The 13,267-nt window shown below is 35.1% G+C and carries 10 protein-coding genes; 3 read left to right on the forward strand and 7 right to left on the reverse strand.

Annotated elements, in window-relative coordinates; translation table 11 throughout:
- Positions 1 to 69: 69 nt before the first annotated feature.
- The 4 genes from ACE94K_RS11310 to ACE94K_RS11325 are packed head-to-tail and all read right to left on the reverse strand — an operon-like array spanning position 70 to position 6,757.
- Positions 70 to 747, reverse strand: a complete 678-nt coding sequence (locus tag ACE94K_RS11310; RefSeq protein ID WP_378172020.1) for a DUF2490 domain-containing protein — start codon at positions 745 to 747, stop codon at positions 70 to 72.
- A gap of 18 nt (positions 748 to 765) precedes the next feature.
- A complete protein-coding gene (locus ACE94K_RS11315) occupies positions 766 to 2,715 on the reverse strand; it encodes an alpha/beta fold hydrolase (RefSeq protein ID WP_378172023.1) in 1,950 nt (649 codons plus the stop codon).
- Between the two features lie 11 nt (positions 2,716 to 2,726).
- Complete coding sequence (locus ACE94K_RS11320; RefSeq protein ID WP_378172025.1) at positions 2,727 to 5,966, reverse strand: WD40/YVTN/BNR-like repeat-containing protein; 3,240 nt, start codon at positions 5,964 to 5,966, stop codon at positions 2,727 to 2,729.
- Positions 5,967 to 5,983: 17 nt separating this feature from the next.
- On the reverse strand, positions 5,984 to 6,757 hold the full coding sequence (locus ACE94K_RS11325) for an MBL fold metallo-hydrolase (RefSeq protein WP_378172027.1): 774 nt from the start codon (positions 6,755 to 6,757) through the stop codon (positions 5,984 to 5,986).
- Positions 6,758 to 6,870: 113 nt separating this feature from the next.
- Here ACE94K_RS11325 and ACE94K_RS11330 point away from each other — a divergent pair, with 113 nt between their 5' ends.
- The gene (locus ACE94K_RS11330) at positions 6,871 to 7,104 is read left to right on the forward strand and encodes a hypothetical protein (RefSeq protein WP_378172029.1); all 234 of its coding nucleotides are present in this window, start codon (positions 6,871 to 6,873) and stop codon (positions 7,102 to 7,104) included.
- A 16-nt stretch (positions 7,105 to 7,120) separates the two neighbouring features.
- Here ACE94K_RS11330 and ACE94K_RS11335 read toward each other — a convergent pair whose 3' ends face one another.
- From ACE94K_RS11335 to ACE94K_RS11345, 3 genes are all read right to left on the reverse strand, one after another.
- On the reverse strand, positions 7,121 to 7,468 hold the full coding sequence (locus ACE94K_RS11335) for a hypothetical protein (protein WP_378172032.1): 348 nt from the start codon (positions 7,466 to 7,468) through the stop codon (positions 7,121 to 7,123).
- Positions 7,469 to 7,729: 261 nt separating this feature from the next.
- Positions 7,730 to 8,875 carry a serine hydrolase gene (locus ACE94K_RS11340; protein ID WP_378172035.1) on the reverse strand — a complete coding sequence of 382 codons (1,146 nt, stop codon included), beginning with the start codon at positions 8,873 to 8,875 and terminating at the stop codon, positions 7,730 to 7,732.
- A gap of 35 nt (positions 8,876 to 8,910) precedes the next feature.
- Positions 8,911 to 10,377, reverse strand: a complete 1,467-nt coding sequence (locus ACE94K_RS11345) for a M28 family peptidase (RefSeq protein ID WP_378172037.1) — start codon at positions 10,375 to 10,377, stop codon at positions 8,911 to 8,913.
- A 211-nt stretch (positions 10,378 to 10,588) separates the two neighbouring features.
- Between ACE94K_RS11345 and ACE94K_RS11350 the strand changes: the two genes are divergently transcribed.
- A complete protein-coding gene (locus ACE94K_RS11350; RefSeq protein ID WP_378184265.1) occupies positions 10,589 to 11,719 on the forward strand; it encodes a VWA domain-containing protein in 1,131 nt (376 codons plus the stop codon).
- 40 nt (positions 11,720 to 11,759) lie between these two features.
- The gene (locus tag ACE94K_RS11355) at positions 11,760 to 13,223 is read left to right on the forward strand and encodes a magnesium chelatase (protein ID WP_378172040.1); all 1,464 of its coding nucleotides are present in this window, start codon (positions 11,760 to 11,762) and stop codon (positions 13,221 to 13,223) included.
- The last annotated feature ends 44 nt before the right edge of the window (positions 13,224 to 13,267 follow it).

The raw sequence follows: 13,267 nt of genomic DNA on the forward strand, positions 1-13,267 counted from the left end.
TTAGATCGAGATACGTCGATTTAGTAAAAATATATTTGATTTTTACCAATATTATAAGCACTATAGCATTTATTTTTCCTTCCTAAAGTCGGTATTATAGAAAATACCTAACTGCAATCGATCAAAATTGATTCCGGTAAAATGGTTTTTCAGATATCCTAATTGAATACTGAAGTTTGATTTTACGTTATACCCAACGGCGCCATACAATCTATTTTGACCAAAAATAGGTTCTTGTAGATTGATAAATACTTCATTATACACATTCAAGAACCATTTGTCATTAAATGGGTAGGTGAGTTGTAGTCGATATCGTGCACGATGCTCGGTAAAATTATCTCCTTGTGTACTAATAAATCGCTGTTCCAATCTGTACCGATGTTCAAATTTTACTTTTCCTACCTTGTTTTTCAAAATAAACTGCTGAAATATTCTATGTTCTTCGCTGTTTTCTTCTCCCGGTACATCTTCAAAGGTACCATCTGTATTGATATAGGCATAACCCACAGTCGCAATGGCATTTTCATTGAGATGATAGTTGAGCCCCGTACGTAATAATAATTGGTTAAACGTGTCGGCAATCTCATAGAATCGAAACTGTGCTTCAGAATGAATACTTAGCTGATCTGTGATTTGGTTTGTTCCGAAATACATATACCAAGCTCCCCATTCATTCTCTCCTGTTTCCTGACTGTAAGTGGATAAGGCACTCGTTGTGAGTGCCAGTACTAATAATATTTTTCTCATTAAGATGTTTGCTCTGGTTTAAGATTCTGATGTGACTGTTTTTTCTTCAGTTTTTCCGTCATTAATGGTTTCGGATCCTGATCCTTTTAGATATTTGTCTAAGAATTTTAAGATTCTTCCGTAGGCTTCAATCTGATTCTCCTTTTTTACAAAACCATGTCCTTCATCTTCGAATAATACATACTCTACAGGAACACCATTTTTCTTCACGCCTGCCACAATTTCATCAGACTCAACTTTCAAAACTCTCGGGTCTTTAGCTCCCTGGAGCACGATCAAAGGTTTGGTTACTTTTTCTGTATAAAATAAGGGCGAAATCTGACGCAATCTTACAGAATCTACAGTATTGGGATCTCCCATTTCTGTATATAAAGCTTCTTTAAAAGATTCCCACCAAGGCGGAATGCTTTTTAGTGTTCGAAGCCAGTTGGTTACTCCAAAAATATTCACTCCCACTTTAAATTCCTCTGGTGTGTAGGTAAGTGCTGCCATCGTCATGTAACCACCGTAAGACCCTCCGATAATCCCAATTTTATCAGCGTCTATAATATCTTGCTGTGCCAGCCAATCTTTTCCGGCAACACAGTCTTTTAGATCTTTATCTCCGTGGTTTTGATCGTCCATTTTATAAAATGTCTTTCCGTATCCACTACTACCTCTATTGTTGACAGCCAATATGGCATATCCGTGATTCACATAATACTGAATTTGCGAACTAAACCCTTGTCTAGATTGTCCACCGGGACCACCGTGTACCCAAACCAATGCTGGTACTTTATTATCTTTTGTTGCCTGTTTTGGTTTATAATAAATTGCTGGGATTTCTAATCCATCAAAAGATTTAAAACGCACCACTTCTGAGGCTACCAAATGATCCGGATTAATGTCTTTATTGAGAACATCGGTTAATTGATAGTATTCTTTGGACGCTACATCATACGAATATACATTTCTTGGAGTACTGGATCCCGAAACATCTAAGAATGCCATAGACTCATCTCTAGAGAAGCGAACACTAGAAATTTCTTTATTTTCGAACGAAGGAAATTCTACAGCTTTTCCGGTAGCGACTTCTTTTACATCCAAGACAGTTTTAGCATCCTCATTGGTAAACATTACCTGATAGGTCCCATTTCTTGTGAAATAAAAAGAGTTAATGTCCCAGTTTTTTTCTGCTACTTTTTCTTTGGTACCATCGGCAAGATTGTATTTCATTAAATAACTAAACTCTGCATTATCATCAGTAGTATAATAGAATGAAGTATTGTCTGGAGAAAAATCCTGAGGTTGATTACCACTTGTATTCTCATTGATTTTAATTTTTTCTTTGGTTTCTGTATTCATGATATACAGGTCGATATCGTTGGTAGTAACTGCTTTGGTAAGGGCAATATATTTTCTGTCTTCAGACATTCCTCCAAAATCCATACCGTCATTATTTTGATAAATCATTTTGGAAGTAAAGTCAGCTATATTCATTTCATAATGATCCATATACTTAGGATCACGCTCATTGCTACCGTAAAAGAAACTCTTTCCATCTTTAGACCAACCTCTAAACAGAGCTCTTACATTTTTCTCTGGAGTCAAACGCTTGATACCAGAGCTGTCTTTAAGAAAAATTTTATATATCTCATCTCCGTTACCATCCATCCTAAATAAGATTCTATCATCCTCTGGGAAATATGAAATTCCGAAGATTGAAGAACTATCGGATTGTGTTACAGGAATCATCTCACCACCTTTAACAGAAGTTGTATACATATTATAGATTCCGGAGCGGTTACTCGTAATCAACACTTTTGACTTGTTGGTAGAAAATCCGTTAGCAAATGCATTTTCATTATCCATAAATTGCTCTATGGAATATTGCTCGATCGCCATGGGTTTTGTAACCTCTTCTTTCTTTTCTTTTTTACAGGAATAGAAGACTAAGAGTCCCATTCCTAAAATGATTAATTTTTTCATTGGTAAAAGTTTTATTTGATTGTGAATGTTTTTACTTCTTTAAATGGAGAAGTATCTAATTTTTCCATGGTCTCTTTATAAGGTTTCCAATCTGTAGTAAAGAAGGTGTTTGTTTTTTCTAAAGCATCTGCCAGTGCATCTTTAGCCTGATTGATCAGGGTTCTTTCTGTTCTTGTCAATCCGTTTTGTCTGCTACCCGTATACCATCCGGCTGTACCTAATCGCTGTATTACTGTAACTTCAGGATTACGTGTGATACCTTGTCGTTTATCTTCTTTACCCAGATATATGGCTACTGTAGAATCAATCTTCTTGATGATGTCTTTAGAGGCTTTGATCTGATCCTTATATTTCTTTTTATCTAATTTATTTAGTTCTTTTTGATATTTAGAAGCAATATCTTTACTTTCTACTAACTGTTTTACGGCATCTGCTGCAGTTTGCTGCATAGTTTCCAATTCTTTAGAGGCAGCATACACTTCGTTAATGTTTTGCTGAGAAACTTGTAATCTGGGATCAGATTTTACCTGTATCGATGTTTCAGATTTTTGATCTCCATATTCCATTACTAGTTTATACGTTCCAGGTTTTACGCTTACACCGCCAGGTTCTCCTTTACGTTTCTGGATTTCTCTTGATGGTCTATCAACACCTTTCTCATCCATAAACCATCTCATTTTATAGATCCCTGTAGAGTCCGGAGTTTTTTGCTTTAGGGTTCTAACCAAGCGATCTCCATCATAAATTTTTAATTGAATAGAGTCCCATTTTATCTTATTTTCTTCTTTTTCATCTGTTACGGTATCTTCTTCTTCTTCTTCATCCTTTTCATCTTCATTGTCTTCTTTTTTGTCTTCTTCCTTTTTAGACGGATCTTTTTGGATTACGGTTACAAAATAAGAGATATGAGCTCCGGCATCTCGATTTTCACCATTAAACAATGCATCACCTCCAAAACGACTTCCGGTTGGTTGCTGATATGCTGCCTGATAGGCAACAGGAGGTTCAAATAGTCGTAATTTTTGGCTTAGGATGCTTTTGTTTTTTGCTAAAGCTCGAAGAGGTCTAATATCATCCAATACCCAAGCCGCTCTACCAAATGTTCCAATTATTAAATCATTCTCTCTAGGATGGATCACCAAATCTTTTACAGAAACTGTTGGAAAACCAGCTGTCCATTTGGTCCATTTGTTTCCTGCATCCAGAGAAATATACAATCCATCATCGGTTCCTAAGAACAATAAGTTTCTTTCTACAGGATCTTCTACAATGCTTAAAGTGTAGCTTTTGACATCACTATTATCTACAATGCGTTGCCATGTTTTACCATAGTCAACAGTTCGGTATGCATATGGCGTATAATTAAATCTTCTGTAGTCATTTGCTACCAATAGTGCTTCTCCTTTTTTCTTGTTAGAAGCTTTGATCTGTACAATCCAACTACCTGCCGGTAAGCCTTTAATGTTCTTAGAAACGTCTGTCCAGTTGGCACCTCCATTTTGAGTAATATGCACACGGCCATCATCTGTAGCCGCCCAAAGCATATTTTGTTCTAACGAAGATGGTTCGATTACCAGAATGGTACAATGATTCTCTGCTCCTGTAGCATCCATCGTCAAACCACCGCTTTCTGCTTGTTTTAGTTTTTCAGGATTATTAGTGGTGAGATCAGGTGAAATGATCTCCCAAGTTAATCCTTTGTCTTTACTTTTATGTACAAATTGACTTCCAAAATACAATGTACTATTATCAAAAGGATCAATATTGATCGCAGCATTCCAGTTAAAACGCAGCTTTACTTCGGGATCCGGATGAGTAGGTTTTACGGTATAATTATTACCCGTCATCCAGTCATATCTGCTCACAAATCCTTGCTGACTCATAGACCACCCGTATCTGGAATCATCCTTATCAGGAACTACATCAAATCCGTCACCAAAAGAGATTTCTTGCCAGTACGAATTTCTAATTCCCTGCGCTTTCCAAACATAAGCAGGTCCGCGCCAGCTACCATTATCCTGCATCCCACCATATACATTATATGGATATTCATTATCTACATTAATATGATAAAATTGAGCAACCGGTAAATTTCCAATAAATCTCCAGGATTTTCCTCCGTCGCGAGTAATATTTAATCCTCCGTCATTACCATCAATCATAAAATTGCCATCTTCTGGATGAATCCACCAGGCGTGATGATCGGGATGAACACCGTTATCTACACCATACGCGGGCATAAGTTGTGTAAAATTTTTACCACCATCTTCTGATACATTTACATAGGTAAATACAGAATACACGCGGTTTTCATTCTGTGGATCTACATAAATCTCTGAGTAATAAAACGGACGATTACCAATATCATTTTTATCGTTTATCTTTTTCCAGTTAAAGCCACCATCTTCTGATTTGTAGAGCGCATTTTTCTTAGCTTCTATTAAGGCGTATACAATATTGGGCTTATTTCTTGAAATGGCGATTCCAATACGCCCTAATTCCCCTTTGGGTAAACCATCTTTATCAGTTCTTTCCTGCCAGGTTTTTCCTCCATCGTGTGTAATAAACAATCCAGAACCTTCTCCTCCGGATTTAAAAAACCAGGGATCACGTTTATGCTCCCATAAGGCAGCAATCAATTTGTTAGGATTAGAAGGATCCATAATCAGATCAGCTGCCCCTGTTTTATTATTTGCAAAAAGTACTTTATTCCATGTTTCTCCACCATCAGTAGTTTTAAAAACTCCTCGCTCAGGATGTTCGCCCCAAGGAGATCCTATAGCCGCTACGTATACGGTGTTGGGATTTGTAGGATCTACAATGATTCTATGAATATGACGAGTTTTTTCTAAGCCCATCAATTTCCAGTTCTTTCCTCCATCTAAGGATTTATATATTCCGTATCCGCCATTAAGACTGTTTCTTGGGTTTCCTTCACCGGTTCCTACCCAGATTACCGAAGGATTGGATTGCTGGATAGCCACGGCCCCGATAGAGGCAGTTACTTCTTTATCGAATACAGGTTCCCATTTAATTCCGCCGGATGTAGATTTCCATAGTCCTCCGGATGCTGTTCCGGCATACATAATATCCGGATCAGAGGTGACCACATCAATAGAAGTTACACGTCCACTCATTCCGCCTGGTCCGATGTTACGTGGTTGCAGGTTTTTTACATAATCCATTGAAAATTCTTGTGCAGAAACTGCGGAAAGCAAGAGAAGAGAGATGAGAAATATAAGTCTTTTCATTTTGTTAAGTGCGTTAATTATAGTTGTATTTGTTCTTGTAGTTTTGTTAAGAAATGTATATCCGGATATTTTTGTTGAAGATCCTGTAATTCTTGTTTTGGTATTCTTGGCGATATATGTGTCGCAATAATTTGTTTAGGATTGATATGGTTTTTAATTTGTTGGGATGCGTTATTTTCTAAAAGCATCCAATAAGGTAGTATCGCAATATCTATGTGCTCATTGGTCAGATTCAATTGATTAAATAGATTGATCTCTTCCATCCAATTAGTATCACCCACATGCAAAATTCTATGAGTACCCAAATGAATTAAATAGCCTATATTCTCCACCGCTGTATGTCTTTTGCCAGCGTGATTTATTTTTATTCCGGTAATTTTGAAATCTTTAACCTTAATGGTTTGCTTGTTATAATTGGTCGTGGATATGGTAAACAACCTATCTTCAGAAGTTTTAATTTCTTTAGTAATCTGATTGGACCCAAACAAAACGGAATTTTTGTTAGACGCCAGATACTCATTGGCTAAAGATGCACTAAAATGATCTCCGTGATAATGGGTGAATAGAATAGCATCTGGTTGTAACTCCTTGCTTATTTTATGTATTAAAGAAGAGGTAGGAAAAAGGTAATCCTCACCGTATTTGGTATGCAGGCCGTCAATTAATACAGAAGAATCCCCATTCGATATATAAACCCCCATATTTCCCGTGTAGATTAAAGATAATTTCTTTTGGGAAAAACCAGAAATACCCAGAGAAATAAGCGTTAAAAGAAAAAATCTTTTTAACATTTTTTGACCGATTACCTAATTGTGAGCCTAAAGTTAAGAAAATGACAATGCTAAACTCTTAAAGGGGTGTTAAGGTGAAAAATGGCTACATTTGAATTAGAAAAACCAAGATTATGAAATTTATAGAACTCACTTTAAAAAATCATATTATACTGCACGGTTTCGATGCCAGAAATCAAGAAATTACTGAAGAAGTATCGGTGGCAACTGCTTCAAAAAAGCTGGTAGCGGTGGATCGAATACTTTCAGTTAGTGAGAAATATATATTGATTAAATACGCCTATGACAGAATCATATATTGGGAGTATTTAGAAGATTATAAGGATGTGATGGAAATGCTATCCTAAGGAAAAAATATTAAGGTTACATCAGTTTTGATTTTTTACTATTTCTGGCCGAAATTAACTTGAAATTTTTGTCAACTTTGATAATAATAATATTACCTGTATGAAGATTGATCATCTTCCACCGAAATCCGTAAGATGTTTCAAAGATGGCTGACCTGGCCATTTTCCTTAAATCGATCTCATCGATACGTTCAATCACTTCAGCCGCAAGTATATCAAGACCACGTCTTTGAACTTCTTCATCAGAAAGCTTGCGATCTATTTGGTTGTGAAAAGTATAGGTAGAATTTTGTTTCGTTTTGATACTATTTGGATATGCAATAATGACAGATAATACTACCAAGAAAAGTAAATAGTGTTTCATATTTTAAATTTTATAAAAACTATATACTATGTCTCAGACATACTATATAGCTACTATGTTGATATTGTAACCATACTTTTGTATTTGCCTGTACTAATTTTGGATATTCTTAAATAAAGGGAATTTCAAAATTAAGTGATTAAACACCCTTTTATGATATAGTTATGTTAAAAAAATGTGAATAAATCATAAAATATGAGGTTCATTGCATTGTTTGTAAGGTTTTTGAAGAATAAGGAAGTGAAGACGATTTTTTGTCACTTATTTATTTCGCCCTGTTTCTAGGTTGTAAATGCTTCTTCCTAAGGTAGATAGGAAAGGAATGCCGATACTGTCATATTCATAGTTGTCGTCATTAAAAATCCCATTTTCATTTACGTGTATGGTAGCAGATAGAATAAAATCAATGTTGTTTTTAGTGTCCTTGATGTAAGCGCAATCTGTTAGATACCCATAAGCGTATCCTACTTTATTATAGATTTCTATATGCTCTGGAATATCTTCTTTGCTATCTCCAAACATAAAGAATTTTACATATCCATCATAATATTCTTTTTTATCATAGCCAGCCTTACCAGGTAAAGTTCGCATCGCTTTTAGAACAAATTCACGATCGTTTTCAGACATATCAAAACGCTCTTCTTTTGGATACATTTCCGGAAACTGAATTTGTTTCATCATTTTGTGTAAAGAGCGTAAAGGGAGATAGTTTTTTTCTGAAAAATCTTTTGGTTGTTCTATTAAAGTATCATTATCTATATATCCTTTTCCCTTTGATATTTTTTTCAAAGATAACTTTGTTGGAGATGCGTTTTCTGTGCTTTCTTGTTGGTACAGAAAAGTGCTATCTGCTACATTGTTTTTGAAAAAAATTGATTGTGTCTTTAAAATATGAGCATTGGATGTTGATAATCGATGTGAAATCCTGCCTTGTAAGTTTTTAGATTTTAATTTTTGATTGATATAATCTTGTCCCAGAAATTCGAATAAACGGTTATATGCTTGGTTGTCACTTACTGCAAAAATTTTAGTAATTTCCTTCTCAATATTGGTATAAAGCGTATCAGATTGAATGATGAACGGTGTTTTTCTGTCTATAGAAATTCCGCTTTTTTGTAGCTCATTTAGCTTTTCTAATGCTAGTAGTGCTATAGGAAACTTTACAGAACTTGCAGGATAAAAATAGGTGCTGTCAGAAACATTGAATTCATAATCTGTAAAAATCACTTTTCCGTTCTCATCTCTATCAATCTGACTATATAAAACCTGAACTTCATGTTTCTCTGGGTTTTGAACCACTTTATCTATCTCCTGCTCGCTATTATTCAAGATTTTTTCCAGAGGATTTTGATGTGTACAAGAGAACGCCAAAAAGCTAATGATAATGATAGATATTATAGATTTCATATAGATTAGAAATTAAACGATGAGAAAATGATAATCTACTTTTTATTATACAATTTTTTACCGGCTTCATAGTACTTATCCCCTTCAACCCAAAAAGGAGTTTCAGGATTGTTAGCAATATTTCTGCAAGCCAATACATAGGATTGAAAGAATTTTAATAGATAATCATAATCCAATGTATCCGGATTATCAGTCACCTGATGATAATATTTGGTTATTTCTTCATCAAAAGCTGTAAAACCCATACTGAATGTTGGTGCAGGAATTCCTTTAGCAGCAAAATGCACATTGTCAGATCGATCAAATAAACCTTGTTCTGGAGCGGGATCATCAATAGCTTTTAGTCCAAAAGGAGTTGTTGCTTTTTTAATGTCTTCTGCTGCAGTTGTTCGCTCAAGACCTACTATGGTTGCTATACTCGTATCGTTATAACCTCCATTATCACTATTGAAGCAATATACCATTTGATTAAGAGGAATCATAGGATGATTTACATACCATTTACTACCTAGTAACCCTTTTTCTTCTCCGGTGAATAAGATAAATAATGCAGATCTTTTGGTAGGATATTTAGCAATGTTTTCTGCAGCAGATAATACGGTAACAGTTCCAACTGCATTATCTCTTGCACCATTATAAATAGAATCATTATCAATAGCTTTTCCGATACCTACGTGATCATAATGAGCGGAATAAATGATAAACTCATTTTTTAGTTTAGGATCCGTACCTTCGACCATTCCGACTACATTTTGTGAAACTACGGTATCCTTTTTAATACCCTGTATTTCTAAAGAGGCGCTCACTTCTTTTTTAGCTTCAAAGAATTTACTAATCTCTTCTTTTTGATCATTGATCCATAAATAGGTAAAATTATTGGTCTTTTCTTCCTCAGAAACACTCATTTTTTCTCCGTTAAAGCTATGCTCTAATTGTGACCAGGTTCTATCGTCTATACTATTAACTTCTATAATTCCTGTAGCACCTTTTTCTTTGGCTAGCAAAGTTTTCTCTTGAATTTTAGAAAATGCGAATCTAAGATTACTATTATCTTTTGTACCAGAATAAGTAACTACTATTTTTCCTTTTACATCAACATTTTTATAATCTTCGGGTAAGCCATAATTAAGAAATACAATTGGTCCGGAAAACGAGGTGTTTGTTTTATTTATTGTTACTATTTTGGAAGTTGTAAAATCCCCAATATTTAATGTGGATTTTGTAAAGGAAGACGTAGTGTTCAGTGTAACTTTTTGAAAATAGCTGTTATTTTTTGCTACAGGTTTAACCCCATATCCACGTAACATATTAGCTAGATATTGAGCAGCTATTTTGTTTTCAGGAGTACCAGTCTGTCTTCCTTTTAGTTCATCTGACGCTAAAAAATAAATATGACCCTCAATTTCACTTTTAGAAACGGTGGATGTTACTTTTTCGATATCGTCTTGCGCAAAATTTATGAATGGTAAGGCTACTAATAATGATAAATATATATTTTTCATAAGATGATTAAGATTATTTGATATATGCAATTCTCAGAGTATAGATTAAAAAATATGCCTGACTTTCCAAAGATAAGAATTGTGAATAGTTTATAGATTGAGAACAGAAAGAGATGCTGTATATGGCCAATTCTCCAAAACATTTGTTAATTCTATAGGATTACTAGACAGTTGAGTCGCTATCTTTTATAAAATGTGGTAAATTTATATGATGAAAGAGAAAAAGGAAATTTTTAAAAAAGGATTTGCCTTCAAGCATTATGAAGCACCAGAACAATCTCCATTTGATAAGCTTTTCGATATTTTTCAGGAGATTATTACACATACCTCTGGCGACCTAGACGAGGCCTTGGATTGGATGCGTGAGTTGGATAAGGAATATCAACTTACTAGCGAAGACTATACATTAGACGATTTTATCGAAGATCTTAAGAAAAAAGGATACATCCGAGAAGAGATAAAACCTGATGGTAAAGGAGGGATGTCTATTACTGCTAAAACTGAACGGGCTATCAGACAAAGAGCGCTGGATCAGATTTTTGGAAATTTGAAACGCAGCGGAACCGGAAATCACAGGACTAAATATACAGGAAGAGGTGATGAGCACGCAGGTGAGTATAGAAACTATCAGTACGGAGATGCTTTAGAAAGAATATCTATTACTGAAAGTTTGAAAAATGCTCAGATCAATCACGGAATTGGAGAATTAAATCTCACTGAGGATGATTTAGTGGTAGAAGAAACCCAATACAAAGCTCAGATGAGTACCGTATTGATGATTGATATCAGTCATAGTATGATCTTATATGGTGAAGATCGCATAACACCTGCCAAGAAAGTAGCTATGGCACTTGCAGAATTAATTACGACAAGATATCCAAAAGATACCTTAGATATTTTGGTGTTTGGTAATGATGCTTGGCCAATAGCAATCAAGGATTTACCATATCTACAAGTAGGACCCTATCACACTAACACCGTTGCAGGGTTACAATTAGCAATGGATATGCTGAGAAGAAAACGTAATACCAACAAGCAGATTTTTATGATTACTGATGGTAAGCCAAGTTGCCTTAGGATGCCTGATGGACAGTATTATAAAAATAGTAATGGCTTAGATCGACGGATTGTTAATAAGTGTTATATGATGGCACAACAAGCCAGAAAATTGCACATTCCTATTACAACTTTTATGATAGCACAAGACCCCTATCTGATGCAGTTTGTAAGAGAATTTACTTATGCCAATCAAGGTAAAGCTTTTTATACAGGCTTAAAAGGGTTGGGCGAGATGATATTTGAAGATTATGAAACCAATAGAAAAAAAAGAATTAGAGGATAAAAGATAACCCAAAATATAGAATATACTACGGAAAAGAAATATGGATACTAAAAACATTACGACATTCGGACAATTAAAAAAATCAGGATATAAAAGTAAAAGTATAAAAGATGAACTTAGAGATAACTTAAGAACAAAAATCAGTAATAACGAAGATACTTTTACGGGGATTCATGGATATGAGAACACCGTAATTCCTGAACTGGAGCGAGCAATTTTATCCAGACATAATATCAATCTTTTAGGATTAAGAGGTCAGGCAAAAACACGTCTGGCCAGACAAATGATCAATTTATTAGATGAATGGATTCCCGTTGTGGAAGGATCAGAAATTAATGATGATCCATTTCATCCCATATCCAGATACGCTACCAACATTCTTAAGGAAAAAGGCGATGAAACCCCAATTTACTGGATGCACAGAAATGATCGCTTTGCAGAGAAATTAGCAACACCCGATGTAACTGTAGCAGATATTATTGGAGATGTAGATCCTATAAAAGCCGCTAATCTAAAGTTGAGTTACGCCGATGATCGGGTAATTCATTTTGGAATGATCCCAAGAGCCAATCGCTGTATTTTTGTAATTAATGAATTACCTGATTTACAAGCACGTATTCAGGTAGCCTTGTTTAATATCTTACAAGAAGGCGATATCCAGATAAGGGGATTTAAACTTCGTTTACCATTAGATATGCAGTTTGTTTTTACCGCAAATCCGGAAGATTACACCAACAGGGGTAGTATAGTTACTCCTCTGAAAGACAGAATAGGATCTCAGATTCTTACACATTATCCCGAAACTATCGAGATTGCAAGGATGATTACACAACAAGAGGCACAATTAGATTCCAGGCAAAGTAATCTAGTATATGTACCGGATTTGGCTAAGGATCTCTTAGAACAAATCAGTTTTCAAGCTAGAGAAAGTGAATTTATTGATTCTAAAAGTGGTGTAAGTGCTAGAATGAGCATCACTGCCTATGAAAACTTATTAAGTACAGCCGAATATCGAGCTCTTAAATCTGGAGATGAACACACGTTTTTGAGGTTAAGTGATTTTATGGGAGTGATTCCGGCAATTACCGGTAAGGTGGAGTTGGTCTATGAAGGAGAACAGGAAGGAGCCGCTTCTGTAGCACAAAATTTGATTTCAGATTCTATCAAAACCTTGTTTCCTGACTATTTTCCTAAAATTGAAAGATTGGAAAAAGAAAGTGAAAGAAGTCCGTATCAGGAATTGATCGATTGGTTTTTTGAGCAAAGTGGTTTTGAGCTTTTGGATGAAATACCAGAAGCCGAATATAAAAAGAAGTTGGATGAGATTCAACCACTCAATGATCTGATCAAAAAATATCAGCGTGATCTGGATGCAAATGATAGCTATTTTATGAAAGAATTTTTGTTATGGGGATTGGTAGAGCACAAAAAGCTGAGTAAATATCGTTTGTCTGAGGGTTTTAGGTTTAAAGATTTGTATGGAAGTTATATTAGTGATTTATAGTAGATTTAGTTGATGGTTGATGGTTTGATGGTTGATGGTTGATG

Source organism: Aquimarina besae, from assembly GCF_042434905.1.
Taxonomy (GTDB): Bacteria; Bacteroidota; Bacteroidia; order Flavobacteriales; family Flavobacteriaceae; genus Aquimarina.

Excerpts from the sequence above, each read along its gene's own strand:
- ACE94K_RS11310 (WP_378172020.1), bottom strand. The coding sequence starts at position 747 with ATGAGAAAAATATTATTAGTACTGGCACTCACAACGAGTGCCTTATCC.
- ACE94K_RS11315 (WP_378172023.1), bottom strand. The coding sequence starts at position 2,715 with ATGAAAAAATTAATCATTTTAGGAATGGGACTCTTAGTCTTCTATTCC.
- ACE94K_RS11320 (WP_378172025.1), bottom strand. The coding sequence starts at position 5,966 with ATGAAAAGACTTATATTTCTCATCTCTCTTCTCTTGCTTTCCGCAGTT.
- ACE94K_RS11325 (WP_378172027.1), bottom strand. The coding sequence starts at position 6,757 with ATGTTAAAAAGATTTTTTCTTTTAACGCTTATTTCTCTGGGTATTTCT.
- ACE94K_RS11330 (WP_378172029.1), top strand. The coding sequence starts at position 6,871 with ATGAAATTTATAGAACTCACTTTAAAAAATCATATTATACTGCACGGT.
- ACE94K_RS11335 (WP_378172032.1), bottom strand. The coding sequence starts at position 7,468 with ATGAAACACTATTTACTTTTCTTGGTAGTATTATCTGTCATTATTGCA.
- ACE94K_RS11340 (WP_378172035.1), bottom strand. The coding sequence starts at position 8,875 with ATGAAATCTATAATATCTATCATTATCATTAGCTTTTTGGCGTTCTCT.
- ACE94K_RS11345 (WP_378172037.1), bottom strand. The coding sequence starts at position 10,377 with ATGAAAAATATATATTTATCATTATTAGTAGCCTTACCATTCATAAAT.
- ACE94K_RS11350 (WP_378184265.1), top strand. The coding sequence starts at position 10,589 with ATGAAAGAGAAAAAGGAAATTTTTAAAAAAGGATTTGCCTTCAAGCAT.
- ACE94K_RS11355 (WP_378172040.1), top strand. The coding sequence starts at position 11,760 with ATGGATACTAAAAACATTACGACATTCGGACAATTAAAAAAATCAGGA.